Raw genomic sequence first — 20,180 nt, 5'->3', positions numbered from 1 at the left:
TTTGTATTGACGGGGCATTCTCTAGTGTGGGAAATTAGCAGTGCCAGTTGCTTATTGCAGCGTTACCTAGATTGATTATTTGTTTTTATAGCTTCAGCTTGTACAAGGAAGAATAAATGAGCACAGTACCCCATCAAGTCATCGATTTTTTGACCCAGTCAGCCCCGTTTGATGTATTTGATAAAGATACCTTGTTGCATACAGCAAAACATACCAAAGTTATTTATCTTACCGAAGACAATAAAGAAGCTGTGCTTGATGAGCATTGTCCTGCATTGTTCTTGATTCAGTCGGGACAATTCATTATTACGGATGAGAGAGGGAAGGAGCGACATTTAAGTGAAGGTGACTACTTTGGTTTTATTATGTTGCTCGATCCGAATGAAGGAAAAATGCAAGTCACAGTCGATAGCCCTGGCGTTGTTTATTGTTTTTCCTCGGAAGTGTTTAAACAACGGTGTGAAAATAAATCATTTTTGTCATTTTTTACTGCCGCTAGAGATGATGTTGTCGAAAACCAAGCAGTAGCAAACTCAAATGCAATGTGGTTGTACAAGCCTTTGCATGAAATGTTGCAGCGAGCGCCTATTCAGATTGAGCAAACCTTATCCATACAAGCTGCAGCGGAAGTGATGTCTGATGAGGGAGTGAGCTCTCTCATCGTGACTGAAGATGATCACTTAATTGGGATTGTGACAGACCGTGATTTGCGCAACCGTGTAGTGGCAACTGGTTTGGATATCACCTTGCCGGTGGATACCATTATGACGTCTAGTCCAGCGTATATCCTGCATAATCAAAATATGTTTGCGGCGATTGCGTTGATGAGTGAGAAGAATATACACCACTTACCAGTCCTCCATGCGGATGATCGCTCTCCTGTTGGAATGGTAACAACATCCGATGTAGTGCGTCAGCAACGTGGTAATGTACTCTTTATGATTGGTGAGTTATCCAAAACGACTAGTTTATATGAATTGACCCGTGTTGCTTGGCAAATGCCACAGTACTTTGCCGCTAATGCAAAACGTGCAGGTGATTTTGATATCGCCGGTAAGGTACTTTCTCAAGGGACTGACATTATGACCCGTAAACTGATTGATTTCTTCATTGAAATCAATGGTGAGCCGCCAATGAAATATTGCTGGGTTGTCTATGGTTCACAGGCACGTGAAGATCAGACGATGGGTTCTGACCAAGATAATGCATTATTACTTGAGCGAGACCCTGACTCAGCTGAAGCTGAATATTTTGCTGCATTTGCTGAGTATGTGTGTAAAGGCTTAGGTAAATGTGGGATTAAATTGTGTGATGGTAATATCATGGCCTCTAATCCTGATTTACGTTTGTCTTTAGATGCCGCCGTCAAACAAGCTAAACAGTGGATCCGTACAACTACCCCAGAAGCGATTCTTGAGTTTAATATTTTTCTGGATTCTCGAGCCGTTGCCGGAGATAGAACGTTGTTTAAACGTTTGCAGCAACTGCGTAAACCGATTTTACAAGATAATATTTTCCTCGCGGCTTTGGCCCGAAATTCTAATCAAGAATCTGTCCCTTTATCGATGTTTAACAAATTGGTGACGAAAAAGCACAACGGCAAAAGTGACTGTATTAATATAAAAGTCAATGCAGTGGCATTGGTCAATAATCTAGCTCGTTTACACGCCTTAAAAGCGGGATTGACTATTCCAGGGACCATCGAACGCTTTAATATCTTGGGGCAGATTGGTGCAATGAATCCCAAAGACGCAAATAACCTTAGAGATATATGGTTATTTTTAAACCGTTTGCGTTGGCGTCACCAGTTATCCAATAATGCGTCTGATAATTTTGTCAGTATGTCCGATCTCTCATCAATAGAAAAGCATCAACTTAAAGCTGCTTTCAAAAGTATTGATAGAGCCCAACAGTCGGCTGTGCTCCAGTTTTCAGGTGGGATTAGTTAAATGGTAAGTTGGCTGAAAAAAGTCTTAAAATTGAATTCATCAATACCGAGACAATGGCAAAATGTACCGTTAAATACCTTGCCACTGCTCAGTATCGATTTTGAATTTAGTGGTTTAGATCCCAAAAGCGCAATGTTTTTATCAGCGGGTTGGATCCAAGGCCAAGATTACAACATTGATATGGGAACGGCGTATTATGCACTGATTCGTGCGAATACTAATCTTGACCAATCTCCAGTGATCCACGGGTTGACAGAAGATGCATTGATTGATGGTGTGCACGCTGCCCAAATGTATTCTGCGTTAATGACATTTTCCGATAAGGCGGTGTTTGTTGTTCACAACGCGCAATTAGATATGGTTATGTTACAAAAATTAGCGCAAAAACTAGGTGCAACCCTCCCGCATATTGTGGTGATAGATACGATGCAATTGGCATTATATCAACTCAACAAAGAGCACACTGTCATCCCTGGTGATGCGGCGACACTAGGAGCGTGTAGAGAACGTTTTGGCTTCCCATTAGCGCCAGCACATAATGCCCTTGATGATGCACAAGCAACGCTAGAGCTCTGGTTAGCTCAGCGTCACCAAATCGATCCTAAAGGTGTCTTAACACTCAATGATTTAAAGCGGACCGGTGCTGTCAAAGTGTTTGGTGAGATCCGTTAAATACGGAGCATAATGCTGCCATTGGTATCGCGCTTTTTGACTGATAGGTTGTCGTACTTGTTCCGCACTTGGCGTTTTGACATTGCGCTTGGTAGCATAAAACGTCAAACAACTTTCTTCAAAATCTACCCCTAAAAAATCTAGCATCTTACGTACTTGGCCTTCTAAATCGTCCAAAATATCCTCATGCTGTACTTTGAGAATATTTTCAGGGAAACATGTCTGCCAATGATCCATCAAGCGGATATAATCGTCGTAGTAGCGCGCAATATCAGTCTGTCGATAAGAAAACTCTTGGCCTTCGGCAAATAACTGTTTATACCCACTAAAACAACATGCCATAGGCTCCCGGCGGGCATCAATAATTTTTGCATGGGGTAATATTTTTTTGATCAGACCAAGGTGTCTAAAGTTATTGGGCATTTTATCAATAAAATAGGGGGTTCCCGTTCGGTGTATCTGTGTTTCTTTGATAAACTCATTCCCTAGCGCAGTGAGTGTGGCTACGTCTAAGCTTTGTAGATTGGCTGGATATTCAGGTGCAGCTCGTTTATTTCCTGATAAACGTCGGGCGAAAGCCATTATATGAGGTAATTCACTCGTTCCCTCAATTTGCGAATGAGAAGCCAGGATTTGTTCTAATAATGTCGAACCCGCGCGTGGTAAGCCAACAATGAATATAGGAGCAGGATCGGTACACTCAGAGAGATTGTCACTAAAAATACTCGGTGGGCAATGCGTGATTTGTTCAGACATTTGTAGACTGACTTTCTCTGCTTCATATCCGAGTTCAGATGCTTTTAACGTGTTTCCTAAGGCATAATATTCATAAGATTTACCATAGTCTTTTTGATCCTCATACGCTTTACCCAAAGCAAATGCCATATGGTATTTTTCGTTATTCAGTACAAAATCGTCATGCACTAAACGCAGCATTTGTGCGATTTCAACGTCACTAAACTGATATGTTTTTAAGTTAGCAAGGCTCCAATAAGCGTCCCCAAAATCTGCTTTCAAGGTATACGCATGCTGATAATCAGCAACGGCTAAATCTGTCTGCCCGATGGTTTTATAGGCATGACCGCGTTGAATATAAACATTTGCATGCTGTGGCAGCGCTTGAATGACCTCAGTAAAGTGAGTGATTGCCATATCGACTTCATTGATACCCATACATTGGTTAGCCAAGGCCAACGTCGCCATGGGTTCTTTGGGATACTTTGCGTGACAAGTTTGGGCGGAGTGATATGCAGCACTGTGTTTCTGACGTTTTTGTAAAATCTCAATGAGTTCTAGTTCTAAGGTCAGATCGTCAGGTGACAGTTTTTGTGCTGCAGCTAATAAAATTTCTGCATCTTCCAGGATATACAACTGTTTTGCAATTTGGGCTAATAAGCGCATCCCCGGAACGTTCTTGGGGGCTTGTTTGAGAAAATCGCGAGTCATCCGTTCAGCAATAGCTAATTTCCCTTCATGGTATAAACCTGTCGCTTGCAAGATGGGAGGAGGTAAGCGGCTGAGTTCATGCACGCGAGTTTGTGCTTGTGACGCTAATGCATCTTCTTTTTGTAGGGTAAATAATGCATGTAGCTGTTTCCAGCTAGCGACTAATGCAGGATGCAGGTTGACTGCTCTTTGGAAGGCTAGAATAGCAAGTTCGGTTTGTCCTAATACGCGATGACAATGGCCTTGTTCTTGAAAGCCCTTGGCAAAGTCAGGCGCCATTTTTTGTAGTTTTTGTAACTCGTGTAACGCTTCTGAAGGATGTTCTAAATAGCGTAAACATGCCGCCTTTAGATAAGCGATTTCGATGAGAAAAGCTTTAGGATAAGTAGGTGTTTGGGTGTCGGAGGTGTTTAAAATCAAATCAATATCGCGTAATGCAGCAGCAAAATTTTGCTGCTGCATCATGCGTTTAATTGATCTTAAATCCGTGCTTGCAACGGACATAGAAAGACCTTAGTAATACGTATAATTTACACTCATACCAATGGTGCGAGGACGGTTAGTGCTAATGCGACTAATGTCATCTTGATTGTTAATAAACAATGTTGCACGTTCATCAGTAACGTTATCTACGTATAGTCTAACACGCCAGCCATCTTTTTCTGCACCTACTGATGCATTAAATAATGAGTAGCTGTCTTGTGCAAAACGTTCTTCAGCAACAATTGAGCTGTAACTTTTTGCTGCGAACTGCATAGCGACTTGCCAATCGAAGTCGAATCCAGCGTTTGACCAATCATAACGAGCTCTAATATTACCTTGGGTTTTAGGAGTTACAGGTAGCGTAGAGCCAATAGGTGCCATTTCGATAACTTGTGCGTTTACTTCAGTCAACTCAGTATCGTTGAATGAGAATGCACCATATAAGGTGAGGTTATCTGTCGCGATATATTCGAGATCAGTTTCAATACCTCTGATTTCAGAACTCGCCGCGTTTTCAATGAACGTCAAGATAGATACGTTTTGTGGGTCAAAACGCGATGTCTGCATGTTATCCCACTCGATAAAGTAAGCATTACCGTTGAAACGCAAGTTTTGGTCGAGTAATAATGTTTTCCAACCAAATTCATAGTTGGTCACATCATCCGTACCATAAGTCGTTCCTACCATTGGGAAATCAGGGTTACGTGAAGCAACACCACCACCGCGGTTAAAACCACCTGGACGGAAACCTTCAGAATATGTGGCATAGTACATAATTCGGTTCGTTGCTTGATATGCTATGCTAAATTTAGGGATCACGCCATCTTCTTGCAAAGGCTCTGTCGTGTGGCCACCAGAAGCGTCGTAATCACGACCTCGGTCAGTATTGACTGAACCTTGGAAGATACCATCTGCAAAGTTAGATGAACCTTCGAAATCGGTTTCTAAATCATACCAACGTAGACCAAGCGTTGCTTTTAACTTATCAGATATTGCATAAGTCGCTTCACTGAAAACAGCGATTTGATCTTCTGTACGCGTGATATCATTGAAGAATGCAACATCAGCTGGACGCGTTGCATCTGAGATGCTCACCGCAGCAGCAATAGGGGCATTAGGCGCAAAGCCTAACTCTTTAACCGCCGGGTAGATCCAGTCATCAAGTGTTTCGATTTTAGTTGAATCCATATAAATACCGGCAGTAATACTCAAACGTTCGGTTGGATCAGCTGAAACACGTAACTCATGGGTCATACGATTGTGTTGTTGTTGAGTTTGGAATCCTTTAGTCGGATCTTTACACTCACGGTTTTCAGTGATGAATTGAGGATCAATATTGTAGTTCACTACATAATCAGGGTTCGTATATGTACACGTATAATATGCAATAAAGCCACCTGAGTTGTTGTAACCCGTATAATCGATAGACTGTTCTACTTCACGGTCCAAGAAGGCCCCTGCATATACGATGTCTAAATCGTTAACTTCACCTTCAAGTACCCATGATGTTAAATTTACATCATCGCGTAATGCATCGGGGAAATAACGTGATACTGCTAAGTCTCCGACCTCTGGATCGTAATCAAATACCCCATCCGCACCCAAAGATTGTGTGGTGTGTTGGAGTAATAAAGACCAACTATCGTTGATAAAATACTTCAAACCAAAACGACCGCCTTGGTAAAAACTATCGTTGAAGTCATCTTCTACTAATGCTTGGTTCGTGACCGCTTCATAAGATGCATCTGGACCTAAATCTACAGATGATTGAGGGTTTATAGCTGGATCCAATGTAAAAGAACCAGCAACGTTATCGATATAACCACCACGGTTTACGCTATACATAGTCGCGCGGAAGGCTAAATCGTCGGTCAAAGGGATATTGACAAAACCTTCTGCAGAAGTGCTCATTTCACCGTGTTTAGTGTTTTCTAATTTTGTACTGAAACCCGCTTCAAAGCCGCCTAAGCTTGGTTTATTCGTAATATAACGAATCGTACCAGCTTGTGAACTAGCACCAAATAATGTGCCTTGAGGTCCTGGTAATACTTCGATACGTTCTAAATCTGTTGCATATAAATCTAGATTACGCCCTGGCGCAGTAACCGGTTGCTCGTCAATATAAAGGGCCACATTAGGCATCGTTCCTTGGGCACCTGACAGCATAACGGTAATAGGTTGGATAGCCATACCACGAATAAAGACATCTGCCTGACCAGGTCCACGACCGCCTAGGGTAATGTTGGGAGCATAGCGAGCGAAATCATCAAAGTTACTGATGTTTTGTTCTTTTAATTGCTTACCACTCATTGCTTGTACAGCAACAGGTGTTTCTTGAATATTTTGTGTGCGTTTGGTCGCTGTCACTTCAATCGTTTCGATTTTAGCTTGGTCAACAGCCGTATTGGCAAACGCTGAAGCAGATGAAAGGGCTAGTGCAGAACAGACTGCAAGGGTGATTTTTGAACGTTGAGGTAACTTGTGATTACCTTTAATGTGTTTCATTTATATACCATTTAGTTTGAAGTGAAATCAATTTAACTCGGGGCATAGTTTACTTTAACGACAAAAAATTGCAAATTAGCTAGTGTACTAATTAATTGTATACGAATGAGATTATGGTCTGACTGGTCTAGTTACGGTTCTACAGGTACATGTATGATGGTTGTTTTTTATACAAAAAATGAAATACACAGACCATGTTTGGGATGTTAAGGGATATATATTGCTTAAAACCAAGAATAACGTCAAAATAATAGGTGTTAAATAAACCAAAAAGATAGCAAAACTCAATGAGTAATAATAAAAATAGTTATAACCCTAATAAATTGAACAAAAAGGTTTTTATCAGTTCTAGCATTTTAGTGTTACTACTGGTGTGTGCGACAGTCGCCTTTCCTGCATATATGGAAAGCTTCTTTGTCAGTATGCAATCTTATATTGTGGATACTGCGGGCTGGTTTTATGTGATTTCTGTCGCTGGTATACTTGTTGCCGTGGCCTACCTTTGTGTATCTCGCCATGGGCATATCAAATTAGGACCAGATCATGCGGTACCTGATTATACAACGTTGACCTGGTTGGCCATGTTGTTTTCTGCAGGTATGGGGATTGGTTTGATGTTTTTCGGTGTAGCAGAGCCGGTTATGCATTATATGGCACCGCCCACAGCTGAACCTAATTCGATTGAAGCCACCCGTGAAGCGATGAAAATGACCTTTTTTCACTGGGGGTTACACGGCTGGGCAATCTATGCAGTAGTAGCCTTAATCCTCGCGTATTTCTCCTTTCGGCATAATTTGCCTTTGACTATCCGTTCAGCCTTGCACCCTTTGATTGGAGACAAAATATATTCTTGGCGAGGAGATTTGGTCGATGTCTTTGCCGTAATTAGTACTATTTTTGGTGTCATTACCTCACTGGGTTTTGGTGTCATGCAAATTAACTCAGGGATTGATTACTTATTTGGTACCGGTATCTCTTTAAATATCCAATTGATGATCATCGTATTTGTGACCGGTTTAGCTTTAATTTCCGTGTGTACTGGCTTAGATAAGGGTATTAAATACTTATCACAAACCAATATGATTTTAGCGGTATGCTTGTTGCTATTTGTATTGATATTGGGGCCGAGCTTATTTTTGTTACAAGCCTTCGTCCAAAACTTAGGAAACTATTTATCTGATATCGTACATAACACGTTTAACCTATTTGCTTATCAAAAAACCGATTGGATTGGCGGTTGGACCATTTTTTATTGGGCGTGGTGGCTCTCATGGTCACCTTTTGTTGGAATGTTTATTGCGCGTATCTCGAGAGGACGCACGATACGTGAATTTTTGACAGGAGTGCTTTTTATTCCATCAGGTTTTACATTTATTTGGATGACCGTGTTTGGCAATAGTGGTATTGAATTGATTCATACCCAAGGCATGACAGAGCTCGCAGACACGGTTTCTGCGGATGCCTCTCTAGCACTATTTACTTTCCTAGAAACCTTACCATTTACCAATGTTATATCATTTATTGCACTAATTATGGTCATTGTATTTTTCGTCACATCGTGTGACTCTGGCGCTATGGTTATTGATATGTTGGCCAGTAATGGTAATAATGATACACCGTTATGGCAGCGTTTTTATTGGACCATTGTTATTGGGGTTGTGGCTTGTATTTTACTGGTTAATGGTGGCTTATCGGCCTTACAAACAATGTCGATTGTCAGTGCATTACCCTTTACGGTGGTATTGCTAATTGCCATTTACGGCACATTTACAGCGTTGAGTATTGAGTCAACTAAACAGCAAGCAATGAATGTTGCTGTGCCACAAGCCCCTGCAAGTAAAAATGATGACTGGAAAAAACGTCTATCGATTATTGTGAATTTTCCATCAAAATCTAAAGTTTTGGGCTTTTTGAATGACAAGGTGCGACCGGCTTTAGATAAGGTGGCCGCAGAATTACAAAATAATCAAATTAATAGTTCCGTACTCATCGAAGCGGATAAGATGACATTGGTGGTTGAACATGTGGAGCAACCAGACTTTGTATATACGGTGAGGGCACGTACTCATATTCAGCCAGATTTGATTGAAGAAGCAAATGCTGAAGATGAAGAACAATCGTACTTCAGGGCAGAAGTGCATTTAGCTGAGGGTGGTCTGGATTATGATATTATGAGCTGGCCAGAAGAAGCGATTATTAACGACGTAGTTGAGCAGTATCAAAAACACGTTCATTTCCTGCATTTGTTAAAATAAGAGAACAAATATTCATGTTAAAAGATGAAGAATTATTAGTTGCTTTACGTAAAGTTATCCGTGCGATTGATATGCGCTCAAAGCAGCTAAGTCGAGAAGTTGGATTAACAGGACCGCAACTGATTGTCCTCCAAGAAGTCGGTAAACGTCCTGGCGTGATGGTAAAGCAGATTGCTGAAAGTATTAATCTTAGTCCTGCCACTGTCACGAGCATTTTGGATAGAATGGAAGCGAGAACCTTAATCAGTAGGATCCGCAGCACAGAAGATAAGCGTCGTGTTGGAGTATTTTTGACGGAATCTGGGCAGGAAGCCTTGGACAAAGCACCACTACCCTTGCAAGAACATTTTGTGAACCGTTTTTCCGCTCTAGAAGAGTGGGAGAAGTCACAGATGGTCGCCACGATGCAACGCATCGCGACCATGATGGATGCTGAAAAGCTCGATGCTGCTCCATTACTAGAAGTGGGTAATTTGGATAAGCCTATTATTTAGCTTGCGGACCCACTAGCTGGAGTATTAGATAACACCCAGCTCGGTCAAGCGCTCAGTTAAATAGCTTTTTGCAGTATGCTTATCCGATAGTACAACATCTGGGCGAGGGTGCAAAAACAACGGTAATGATATACGAGACTTTGACATATCAGCCCCTTGGGGGTTGATAACTCGATGCGAGGTAGATGGGAAGTAACCTGCAGATGCCTCTTGGAGCATGTCACCAATATTAATGATCAGATTCCCGAAATCACTTGGTACGTCTAACCAAGAACCATCTTTGGCTTGTACCTGAAGTCCAGGTTCATTAGCTGCGGGTAAGATCGTAATCAGATTAATATCTTCATGAGCGGCCGCTCGGATTGCCCCAGCTTCTTCATCACCGTCAAGAGGTGGGTAATGCAAAATCCGCAATAAAATCTGCTCAGAATCTTGGATCATTGAGCTCAACGGTTCACTATAGTGTGTTGCAACATCCGCTGGTGATAATTCTTCAATCCAACTTAAAAGCTCAGCAGCAAAAGCAGATGTTTTTGTGTAGTAATCATGTACTTCTGCTCTTAACTCAGCAGGACACTGCCCCCAAGGATAATAATGAAAATACTCTTTAATATCCTTTTGGGTAAAACCTTTCGCCGTTTCTGAAATACGTGCTGGGAAAAACCCATCTTGAGAACCTTTATTGTATAAACTTGCTTCTTTTTCGGCATCCGCTTGATTGAACCATGTTTGCCAATTGGTATAAATACTTTGTACTGAAGCTTGTTCAACAGGGTGATTTTTAAGTACCCCAAACCCGGTTTCTTTGAGTGATGCGACAAATAATTCCTTGGCATTCGGAGCCAAGTAGTCAACTGCTTGCAGTGTAGATTGTGACATGTTTACTCCTTTTGGTGACCTAGTGTGTATTTTGTTTAGAATGATAAAAAGATGCCAGCTAAGGCCGCACTCATGAGGTTCGCTAGCGTGGCTGCACAGACCGCTTTTAAACCAAGACGAGCGATGTCTTTGCGACGTGACGGTGCCATCGCACCAATCCCCCCCATCAAGATAGCAATAGATGAAAAGTTAGCGAAACCGCATAGTGCAAACGTAATGATTGCTTGCGTTTTTGGGGATAACTCGCCAGATACATCGACAAAGCTCAAATAAGCGACAAACTCGTTGACGACAATCTTTTGGCCAATAAAACTCCCCGCTAACTGTGCCTCAGACCAATCAACCCCAATCGCCCATGCTAATGGCGCTAATAGCACACCCAAGATCTGTTCAAATGTCAGGTTTTCTTGCCCAAATAAACCACCTGCCCAACCAATGATACCGTTGAGCATAGCGATTAAGGCGACAAACGCCAATAACATTGCTCCTACGTTTAAAGCGAGTTGCAACCCGGAGGATGCTCCGGAGGCAGCTGCGTCAAAGACATTCGCAAAGGCATGCTCTGCGTCATTGGATTGGACCACGGCTAAATCATTATGTGGCGTCTGCGTTTCTGGCAGAATAATTTTGGCCATTAATAGGCCGGCAGGTGCCGCCATAAAACTAGCGGCTAAGAGATATTTTAATTCCACTCCAATCCCCGCATAACCAGCCATAATTGAACCTGCTATCGATGCTAAGCCACCGACCATAACAGCAAAAAGTTCTGATTGTGTCATCTTTGGTATAAATGGACGAACCACCAAAGGAGCCTCGGTTTGCCCGACAAAGATATTGGCTGCGGCAGACATGGACTCAGGACGACTTGTGCCGAGGAGTTTTTGTAAAGCCCCCCCTATGATATTGATCACCCATTTCATAACACCCAAGTGATATAACACAGCAATTAATGAAGAAAAGAAAATAATGACGGGTAATACGTTAAAGGCAAAAATAAAGCCAAGTGATTTATTTCCTACAGCACCGAAAACAAAGTTAATGCCTTGATCGGCAAACGCAATAATATTGGCAACAAATTCTGTTACTGTGAGCAAAGCTGCGACACCTGCTGGAACATATAAAATGAATAGAGCAATGCCTACTTGGAGAGCAAAAGCACCTCCAACTGTCCGCCAGTTGATCGCGCTTCGCTGTGAACTCAAGGCTAAAGCTAAACCAATTAGAATAAATATACCGAGGATACCTGTCATAAGGAGTGCCTTTTTTGTTTTTATTAAGTGCTATTTACCCCGAATCATGATTGACCGAGCCGGAATCTTAGTCGGGGTAGGGCATACTGTGATCAGCGTAATAGGGATTGTACGTGATGTGCCACAACATGCAAAGCAGCTTGATTTTCACCGCCTTGGGTAATAACCATGTCGGCAATTGTTTTATTCGGTTCAATGAATGCGTGATACATGGGTTTAACCGTCGCTTGGTATTGCTCTGCAACACATTCAATGGTTCTACCGCGTTCTTGAATATCGCGTAACGTACGACGCAACAGACAAATATCTAAAGGGGTATCAACGAATAATGTCAAATCAAAAGCATCTTTCAATTCAGGAGCGGCCAATACCATGATCCCTTCCACAATAATGATCTTGGCAGGTGGTAAAACGGATGTTGCTGGTTTTCGAGTATGCGTCGTGTAACAATACTCAGGGTAATCCACATTTTTGCCGGAGCGCAAAGCTAAAAGATGCGCTTTTAATAAGTCGTGCTCAAAAGCATTAGGATGGTCGTAATTAGTGATGACTCTAGCAGCCATTGGTTTGTCATCTTGAGCACGGTAATAACGGTCTTCTTGTATGACGATAACATCCGCATTTGGGGGTAACATTGCCACCAAATTAGCAGTAAATAGCGACTTACCCGAACCGGAAGCTCCACTGATAGCAATTACATAGGGATTGGCACAATTTTCTGTCATTATTTAAGTTTTAATTTTATTGAACTATGGAAAGTTTATGCAAAATCGTTAGCAAAGTCACAAAATTATCACTTATTTACGGCCTTTGTAGAAAAAATATACTTTTTCTGCTTCATATAATTGTCATATTTTTCAAATAGAATACAATTCCCATCGAAAACGACAGAAAAGAATAAATAGTTTTAATGGATTAAAGCGCTAAAAAGTCGGGTTTTCGATAAGATATTAATAACTAACATTCATTAAATCTAACAGGAAAACACTTAGCATGATTAAATTTAATCGTATTGCAATGGCTGTAGCTTTATCCGTGGGCCTTTCGGCTGGTGCTATGGCACAGGAAACATCCTCTGGTATTTCAGGTAAAATTGTGACTCCTGCAGGTACACCTGCGGCGGGTACTGCGGTACAAATCTTACACGTTCCTTCAGGAACAGTGCGTAACACTGTGGTTAGTGAGACTGGTTCTTTTAACCTTAAAGGTTTGCGTGTTGGCGGTCCTTATAAAATCATCGTTGATTCTGACGCTTTCCAAGATACGACTGTTGAAGGTGTATTTCTTGAGCTAGGTGAAACGTTCGATGTGAATGTTGCTTTAGAAACGTCTTCTGATGTTGAAGTGATCAGTGTTACAGCATCTGCTGTTTCAACATCTGTATTCGGTAGCACATCTCCAGGTACAGTATTTGACCTTTCTGATATAGAAAACGCTCCAGCGATTAATCGTGATATTAAAGATATCATCCGTTCTGACCCACGCCTTTACATCGATGAAACACGTTCTGATTCCGTTCAGTGTGCAGGTGCATCTCCTCGTTTTAACAGCCTAACACTAGACGGTGTGCGCTTAAACGATAACTTCGGTTTGAACTCTAACGGTTATCCAACCGAAAACATGCCATTTTCTTTTGACTCAATCGAACAGGTTGCAGTTGAATTAGCACCTTTTGACGTACAGTACGGTGGTTTCACAGCATGTAATATCAACGCTGTTACTAAATCGGGTACGAACGAATTAAAAGGCGGTGTATTCTTCGATTATACCTCTGACTCTTTCCGCGGTGATGAAGTGGAAGGTGACAAAAGCGACAATGGTAACTACACTGAGAAGCGTTATGGCTTCAATATCGGTGCGCCATTAATCAAAGATCAGCTTTTCATTTTTACTTCTTATGAAAAAGTGGAAGGTTCACAATTATTCTCGTACGGTGCTTTAGACAACGGTCGAGTTTCTGCTCAAGACGTTGCTGATATCACTCGTATTGCTTCTGATTTGTATAACTATGACGTGGGTGGTTTCCCAGGTAGTGCGCCAATCGAAGACGAAAAATTATTAGTTAAATTAGATTGGAACATTTCTGACCAGCACCGTGCATCATTTGTCTACAACTGGAATGACGGTTTCTCAATCAGCCAGTCTGATGGTGGTTCTAGCCGCTTACCATTCTCTAATCACTTCTATGAGCGTGGTGCAGAGTTAGATTCAACTGTACTTTCTGTATACTCAGATTGGGCTGACAACTTCTCAACTGAAGTGCGTTTAGGTCAAACTAAACTAGACAACCGCCAAACTTCTCTTGACGCTGCATCTGGTTTCGCTGAAGCACAAATCCGTACTGACGGTGGAGCGACGGTATACATCGGTCCAGATGACTCTCGTCAGTCTAATGATTTAAACTGGGAAAACTTCACAGCAAAATTTGCTGGTACTTATTATACGAACAACGATCACAAAATCACGTTTGGTGTTGAGTATGAAGACCTAGATGTATTCAACTTATTTATGCAGCACACTGTTGGTGAATATCGTTTCGATAGTATTGCTGATTTTGAAGCCGGTACACCAGCACGTATTTACTACAACAACTCTGCGGGTACTAACAACCCAGACGACGCAGCGGCAAGCTTCTCTTATGCAACCACGACTTTATACGTCCAAGACGATTTCTATCTTACGGATGAGATTCAGTTAATGGTAGGTTTGCGCTATGACATGTGGAGCTCAGATGACCGTCCGACAGCAAATGCTAACTTTACAGAGCGTTACGGTTTCTCTAATACAGCAAACGTTGATGGTATCAATCTATTACAACCACGTGTTGGCTTTAACTGGGCTTATGCTGATAACTTAGAATTCCGTGGTGGCTTAGGTTTATATGCCGGTGGTAATCCAAACGTTTGGATTTCTAATGCTTACTCGAATGATGGTGTAACCAACATTGGTTTACAAGACCGCAGTCGTAACAGCTTATTTGAATCTGCAGCGAATGGTTTATTATCAGGTGCAGGTCGCCCGATTTACGATATTCCACAAGCATTATTTGATGAAGTCGCTGCGACTTCAATTGCGGACGGTAACGGTAATGTCAATGCCACTGACCCAGGCTTTGAGATCCCTTCTGAGTGGAAATACTCGTTCGGTGCGACTTACATCACTGAAGATGATTATGTCATCAGTGCTGATTTGATGTACACAGATAAGCAGAATTCTGCAACGATTGTTGACTTAGGTTTAACACCAGCAGGCACGGTAGCAGCTGATGGTCGTCCAGCATATGAAACTTCTACTACAGGTCGTCGTGCCGGTAGTGACTTCTTGTTAACAAACGTTGATTCTAGCAACGATGGTGACTCAACAGTGGTTTCTGTATCGGTATCAAAAGAGTGGGATAACGGCATCGATGCAACAGCAGCGTATGCTTATACAGATGCGTCTGATGCAAACCCAATGACTAGCTCTGTAGCGTATTCTAACTTTATTAATGTAGCGGTTTCTGATGTCAATGCACCAGTTGCAGCAACATCTGATTATGAAATTCCACATCGTTTCACATTCAAGTTAGGTTATAAAACAGAAATCTTTGATGGTTTAACAACGCGCTTCAACTTATATGCGACAGCATCTGATGGTAAGCCTTACTCGTTAACGTTCTCTGAATCTGGCGGTGATTTATTTGGCTGGGATGCGTCTAGCTCTCGCGGTCTGGTATATATCCCGACAACTGATGATGCGAATGTCGTTTATGCAGATGGTTTTGATCGTGCAGCATTTGATGCATACGTCGATTCAGCCGGTTTGGCTCGTGGTGAAATCGTTGGCCGTAACAGCCAGAATGCAGAGTGGTGGTCTAAAGTAGATGTTCGTATCTCTCAAGAATTACCAGCATTCTACGAAGGCCACAAAGCAAGTGCATTCTTTGTTATGAAAAACTTAACTAACTTCTTAAACTCTGATTGGGGTGTCTTGAAGCAAGGTAATTTCGTTGGTGATAACATTATCGATGCGCACATTAATGACCAAGGTCAGTATGTGTTTGAACAATTCTTTGCACCTGGCACAAGCTATTCACGTAGCCCGTCTTTATGGGAAGTTCGTGTAGGCTTTAACTACAAGTTCTAAGTATTGTAAGTTAAAGTATCGTAAGTTAGATACAACAGCTAAAAACCGTTGCTAAAGCAGCGGTTTTTTTTATCTGGCGTGTCGTACTAGCATGTTTAAAATTTGCTCTCTCTTATAGGGTTTTGGCAATACATCAGTAAACCCCGTTTTATAATACTCGGCGACTTGTTTGGGCATGACGTTGCCAGTTAACGCGACTACTGGCGTCTTAATATTCATTTTTTGTAGTGATTCAAAGGTCATAATGCCATCCATACCGGGCATTTGAATATCCATGAAGATGAGGTCAAAGTCATTCTTTTCGATAACCTCTAGGCAACTATAGCCATCTTCAGCAACGATAACTTTGATATTTTCATTTTCTAATAAGCTACAAAATACCATTTGGTTGATTTCATTATCTTCCACTAATAAAACGGTTAATTGTTCCGGGAACACGATGGGTGGTGCTGGCTGAGTCATCTGTTCCTGTTTGATATCTGCGCAAATAGGTAAAGGAATGAATAACTCAAATGTTGTGCCTTTTTTGAGTACTGACCGCACTTCGACCAAGCCCCCCATACGTTCTATTAATGTATGAACAATATGCAAACCTAGGCCGGTACCTTGAAACTGCTTGTCTAACTCATTATCAACTTGTTGGAATGCTTCAAAGATGATGGCTAGTTTGTCTTTAGGGATCCCAATACCGGTATCAGATATACTGATTTTCACACTGTCACTTACTGCGGTACTGTGTACATGGACAGTGACAGTACCTTTGCGTGTAAATTTAATCGCATTATTCAGCAAATTTCGAATGATTTGACTCAGCTTGACTGGGTCAAGCATGCGCTGAGACAAGGCCTCCCATTCTGGAATATGATACTCCAGATGTAAGCCTTTTTGTTCGGCAATAGATTCCTGTTCATTGATAACCAAATTCATGACATCGGCTAAATAAAACGGACGGGGACGAATTGGTTCTTCAGCAACTTTATCTTTACTCAAATCTAAAAGGCCATTCACTAAACTCATGATGTGATCATAAGATTGTAGTGCTGAAGCAATATAGCTTTTCACCTTTTTCGGTTCAGCATAGTTGGCCTCGATAGACTGAATAATCCCAAATAGTCCATTAAGGGGAGTACGGATTTCATGGCTGATATTGGATAAAAAGAATTCTTTATCTTTATTATTTAAAATAGTGAGAGCTTGTTCTTGTTTAAGCTTAAGAAGTTTGCGTGTTTGTTTAAGATGCACTTTAAATGCGAACATTAATGCCAATATGACGTAAATAAACGCACCTAAAGAGATGAAAATGTATTTGTTCTGCAGCGAAAGCATGATGGCTAATTCATTCTGGTAATAGGTATTTTGATATTGAATCAGATCCAACATTGATGAAGAGAGTCGTCTAAATAAAATCTTATACTCAGCCCTACTGATGGTTTGACTAGCAAAATCTATTGATGACAACCCTTTGATACTACTAAATGCCTCTGGTGTTCGGGCTATGGATAACGCTAGGCTTTGGGTTAATCGGATGTTATCAATGAGAATTTGAATTTTGGTTAATTCGTTGATGATGAAGTTATCTGTATAACCTAAACTGGTATTGGACTGACTCGCTTCGGTCATATCCATGATATTCTGGAAGTTATCCCCGAGTTGGAGATAAGTTTCAATCTCGGTGTTGATTGCTTGCTCCGACGCTAGTCGATTGGAAATGGTGGTAATGTCTTGTTGGATGATGGTTGAGATGTTTTGTGATTGTGTATTTAAGCGATGGATTTCAAAGACAGCTAAATATGATACTAAGAGCATGATACAGATACTCACACCGACCATGATTAATTTGCGGTTATAGCGTTGTTTATTCATAGCACTTTCCAATCCCCATGTTCTTGACTAACGCTTGTATCTGTTTTTTTGTTGCCAATGTATTTAGCTGTGCCATATGCGGGTTCAGTTTTTCAAAGATACAGCCCAATACTTGGTAATCCTTTACTACATAGCTAATTTCATCTAATGCTATAGTTTGTTTAGTATTGGCTAATAACCCATTTTGAAAAGCAGTACTCTCTTGAATAATTAAGCGGCTAAACAACGCTAAGGCCTTTGTTTGTTCTGGGGAAAGCTCAGACAACACTCCCAAGACATGAGGAATACGCAATGCAAGGCTCGGTACATTATCTAATTCAGGTAAGATGCTAACACCCAAGTTATCCCCAAGTGCATCTGTGAATGTTTCATGCATCCACGTACCATCGATGGCATATGGGATATTCTGATTGAGAAAAAGCGCATTGATACAGGTATTAGTACTACAAGATGCTGGAATTATGGACTGAGTGAAAAACTCTTGGTACATGAATAAAGCATCAGTGAGTGCCCCTTCTAAATTGTGTTTGTTGATGCTTCCGTCTCGCTTAATCAAGCCACTATGATGCCAGAATAACTGTGTAGTAAACGCTGTTCCAAAATTTACAGCAAGGCTGTTTTTAGCAAACATTGAGAAATCACTGGCTGGAGTATCTATTAGTTTTTTATTGAAATATAACGCTAAAAAGAAGCCTTGGTTTAACTGTAAAAAGTTCTTTTGCTGCGCTAGCGTGAGACTGGGCTCAGCACGTTCTAAATCGCTCAAATCTAACAGCATTTCACTAAAGCTATACAGTTGGTCTTGGGCAAAAATCACAGCATGTGGTCGTTGCGCTGTGGCTTGCATAAAATGTATTAAGGGAGGGACTTCTTCAGCAAATGTGCTATGTAGAGTGATCGTTATCCCAGTTTTGGCATATACCTCAGTGTAGAGTTTTGGTAGATTGATTCTGAGACGTTCGAAATCTAGCGCTGAAATTAACACTAGCTTGGACTGGTCTAGTGTGATGTTAGGGTATTCTTGAGCTGCAATAGGTGTTGTTTGCTCATACTGCAATTGGGAATTTTGTGCTAACGCACCACTAGAAAAAAACAGCAGTAAACAGCCTAAATAGTGAATTAATGTGTTTTTTTTCATGTAGATACCGAGACGGCAAGTAGTCATTGTTATTCTACAATATACAATTAGATGCGAAAAATAAAGGGATCCTTATTTTTAAGTCTAGTATTTCATTGTTCTGTATTGGGCAACTATAATTAAGCACGATGCCAGCAACGTATTGGCACATTTCATCATCAATGTTGGTATAAGGATTAACATATGTCAGAAAACGCATACACTCCGCCTAAAGTGTGGACTTGGGACCAAGCGAGTGGGGGTAAATTCGCAAGTATTAATCGCCCCATTTCAGGAGCGACACATGAGCAAGATTTACCTAAAGGTGAGCATCCATTTCAGCTGTATTCATTGGCAACACCCAATGGTGTCAAAGTTACCATTCTGTTTGAAGAGCTTCTAGAGCTCGGTATTCATGAAGCAGAATATGATGCTTGGGGTATAGATATAACCGAAGGTACACAATTTAGTTCGGGATTTGTAGAGGTTAATCCAAATTCAAAGATACCTGCATTATGGGATTATTCTGGTGCAGAACCACTGCGCTTGTTCGAATCTGGCAGTATTATGGTACATTTAGCTGAGAAATTTGGCCAATTCTTGCCGGCTACGGGAGCACAACGTACTGAAGTGATGAACTGGTTATTTTGGCAAATGGGGTCAGCGCCATTTTTAGGAGGGGGGTTTGGTCACTTTTATGCATATGCACCAGAGAAATATGAATATCCCATCAACCGTTATGCAATGGAGGTCAAACGTCAGTTAGATGTTTTAGACAAACAGCTGGCTAAAACAACATTCATCGCTGGGCATGAATATACGATTGCGGATATGGCAGTTTGGCCTTGGTATGGTGTTTTGGTACTTGGAAAATTATATGATGCGGCAGAGTTTCTACAAGTCGGTGAATATACCCATATCAAACGTTGGGCTGATACAATTAATGCGCGTAAAGCGGTAAAACGTGGGCGTTTAGTGAATAAGGTCTGGGGCGTGGAAGATTATCAATTAAGAGACCGACATTCGATGTTAGATTTTCCTGAACATCTGCGTTGAACGGTCCCCTTCTTCTCATCTGAACCTGTTTGGCTAATACTCAAATATGGACAGATTACGTTTTTTTTGTGCGTCAGGTGCCAGTT

At 41.3% G+C, this 20,180-nt stretch carries 13 protein-coding genes; 6 read left to right on the top strand and 7 right to left on the bottom strand.

What is annotated here, in order from left to right:
- Window positions 1-116 precede the first annotated feature (116 nt).
- Both NLF92_RS09765 and NLF92_RS09760 read left to right on the top strand, forming a co-directional pair.
- Window positions 117-1,949, top strand: a complete 1,833-nt coding sequence (locus tag NLF92_RS09765) for a DUF294 nucleotidyltransferase-like domain-containing protein (protein WP_254101319.1) — start codon at window positions 117-119, stop codon at window positions 1,947-1,949.
- Window positions 1,950-2,621, top strand: coding sequence for a 3'-5' exonuclease (locus tag NLF92_RS09760; RefSeq protein WP_254101317.1), 672 nt, complete (start codon window positions 1,950-1,952; stop codon window positions 2,619-2,621).
- On the opposite strand, the gene NLF92_RS09755 is transcribed toward NLF92_RS09760, so the two are convergent.
- Together NLF92_RS09755 and NLF92_RS09750 are read right to left on the bottom strand one after the other, a co-directional pair.
- Window positions 2,577-4,571 (bottom strand): tetratricopeptide repeat-containing sulfotransferase family protein, encoded by a 1,995-nt coding sequence (locus NLF92_RS09755; RefSeq protein WP_254101315.1) that lies wholly within the window; start codon window positions 4,569-4,571, stop codon window positions 2,577-2,579. The genes NLF92_RS09760 and NLF92_RS09755 overlap by 45 nt on opposite strands.
- 9 nt (window positions 4,572-4,580) lie before the next feature.
- Entirely contained in the window at window positions 4,581-7,055 is a 2,475-nt protein-coding gene (locus NLF92_RS09750; protein ID WP_254101313.1) for a TonB-dependent receptor, read from the bottom strand.
- A gap of 287 nt (window positions 7,056-7,342) precedes the next feature.
- Between NLF92_RS09750 and NLF92_RS09745 the strand changes: the two genes are divergently transcribed.
- Together NLF92_RS09745 and NLF92_RS09740 are read left to right on the top strand one after the other, a co-directional pair.
- Window positions 7,343-9,310, top strand: coding sequence for a BCCT family transporter (locus NLF92_RS09745; RefSeq protein ID WP_254101311.1), 1,968 nt, complete (start codon window positions 7,343-7,345; stop codon window positions 9,308-9,310).
- A gap of 14 nt (window positions 9,311-9,324) precedes the next feature.
- Window positions 9,325-9,804 carry a MarR family winged helix-turn-helix transcriptional regulator gene (locus NLF92_RS09740; protein ID WP_254101309.1) on the top strand — a complete coding sequence of 160 codons (480 nt, stop codon included), beginning with the start codon at window positions 9,325-9,327 and terminating at the stop codon, window positions 9,802-9,804.
- Window positions 9,805-9,828: 24 nt separating this feature from the next.
- Here the strand turns inward: NLF92_RS09740 and NLF92_RS09735 are convergent, their stop codons facing one another.
- The 3 genes from NLF92_RS09735 to udk all read right to left on the bottom strand — a co-directional run bounded on the left by NLF92_RS09735 (window position 9,829) and on the right by udk (window position 12,658).
- Window positions 9,829-10,683, bottom strand: coding sequence for a 2OG-Fe(II) oxygenase family protein (locus NLF92_RS09735; RefSeq protein ID WP_254101307.1), 855 nt, complete (start codon window positions 10,681-10,683; stop codon window positions 9,829-9,831).
- 35 nt (window positions 10,684-10,718) lie between these two features.
- Entirely contained in the window at window positions 10,719-11,933 is a 1,215-nt protein-coding gene (locus NLF92_RS09730; RefSeq protein ID WP_254101305.1) for a NupC/NupG family nucleoside CNT transporter, read from the bottom strand.
- A 92-nt stretch (window positions 11,934-12,025) separates the two neighbouring features.
- A complete protein-coding gene (gene udk, locus NLF92_RS09725; protein ID WP_254101303.1) occupies window positions 12,026-12,658 on the bottom strand; it encodes a uridine kinase in 633 nt (210 codons plus the stop codon).
- Window positions 12,659-12,926: 268 nt separating this feature from the next.
- Here udk and NLF92_RS09720 point away from each other — a divergent pair, with 268 nt between their 5' ends.
- A complete protein-coding gene (locus NLF92_RS09720) occupies window positions 12,927-16,058 on the top strand; it encodes a TonB-dependent receptor (RefSeq protein WP_254101301.1) in 3,132 nt (1,043 codons plus the stop codon).
- Window positions 16,059-16,127: 69 nt separating this feature from the next.
- Here the strand turns inward: NLF92_RS09720 and NLF92_RS09715 are convergent, their stop codons facing one another.
- Together NLF92_RS09715 and NLF92_RS09710 are read right to left on the bottom strand one after the other, a co-directional pair.
- Window positions 16,128-17,921, bottom strand: coding sequence for an ATP-binding protein (locus NLF92_RS09715; protein WP_254101299.1), 1,794 nt, complete (start codon window positions 17,919-17,921; stop codon window positions 16,128-16,130).
- The gene (locus NLF92_RS09710; protein WP_254101297.1) at window positions 17,914-19,059 is read right to left on the bottom strand and encodes a type 2 periplasmic-binding domain-containing protein; all 1,146 of its coding nucleotides are present in this window, start codon (window positions 19,057-19,059) and stop codon (window positions 17,914-17,916) included. Before NLF92_RS09710 ends, NLF92_RS09715 begins: the two co-directional genes overlap by 8 nt.
- A 183-nt stretch (window positions 19,060-19,242) precedes the next feature.
- Between NLF92_RS09710 and yghU the strand changes: the two genes are divergently transcribed.
- On the top strand, window positions 19,243-20,094 hold the full coding sequence (gene yghU / locus NLF92_RS09705; RefSeq protein WP_254101295.1) for a glutathione-dependent disulfide-bond oxidoreductase: 852 nt from the start codon (window positions 19,243-19,245) through the stop codon (window positions 20,092-20,094).
- Window positions 20,095-20,180 lie beyond the last annotated feature (86 nt).

Source organism: Opacimonas viscosa, assembly GCF_024199005.1.
Taxonomy (GTDB): domain Bacteria; phylum Pseudomonadota; class Gammaproteobacteria; order Enterobacterales; family Alteromonadaceae; genus Opacimonas; species Opacimonas viscosa.
Note: the sequence above shows the minus strand (reverse complement) of the source record. Positions and strands in the feature narration are given on the sequence as shown.

Coding starts and splice junctions, on each gene's coding strand:
- NLF92_RS09760 (WP_254101317.1), top strand. CDS start 1,950: ATGGTAAGTTGGCTGAAAAAAGTCTTAAAATTGAATTCATCAATACCG.
- NLF92_RS09735 (WP_254101307.1), bottom strand. CDS start 10,683: ATGTCACAATCTACACTGCAAGCAGTTGACTACTTGGCTCCGAATGCC.
- NLF92_RS09720 (WP_254101301.1), top strand. CDS start 12,927: ATGATTAAATTTAATCGTATTGCAATGGCTGTAGCTTTATCCGTGGGC.
- NLF92_RS09715 (WP_254101299.1), bottom strand. CDS start 17,921: ATGAATAAACAACGCTATAACCGCAAATTAATCATGGTCGGTGTGAGT.
- NLF92_RS09710 (WP_254101297.1), bottom strand. CDS start 19,059: ATGAAAAAAAACACATTAATTCACTATTTAGGCTGTTTACTGCTGTTT.
- NLF92_RS09750 (WP_254101313.1), bottom strand. CDS start 7,055: ATGAAACACATTAAAGGTAATCACAAGTTACCTCAACGTTCAAAAATC.
- yghU (WP_254101295.1), top strand. CDS start 19,243: ATGTCAGAAAACGCATACACTCCGCCTAAAGTGTGGACTTGGGACCAA.
- NLF92_RS09745 (WP_254101311.1), top strand. CDS start 7,343: ATGAGTAATAATAAAAATAGTTATAACCCTAATAAATTGAACAAAAAG.
- NLF92_RS09730 (WP_254101305.1), bottom strand. CDS start 11,933: ATGACAGGTATCCTCGGTATATTTATTCTAATTGGTTTAGCTTTAGCC.
- NLF92_RS09765 (WP_254101319.1), top strand. CDS start 117: ATGAGCACAGTACCCCATCAAGTCATCGATTTTTTGACCCAGTCAGCC.
- udk (WP_254101303.1), bottom strand. CDS start 12,658: ATGACAGAAAATTGTGCCAATCCCTATGTAATTGCTATCAGTGGAGCT.
- NLF92_RS09740 (WP_254101309.1), top strand. CDS start 9,325: ATGTTAAAAGATGAAGAATTATTAGTTGCTTTACGTAAAGTTATCCGT.
- NLF92_RS09755 (WP_254101315.1), bottom strand. CDS start 4,571: ATGTCCGTTGCAAGCACGGATTTAAGATCAATTAAACGCATGATGCAG.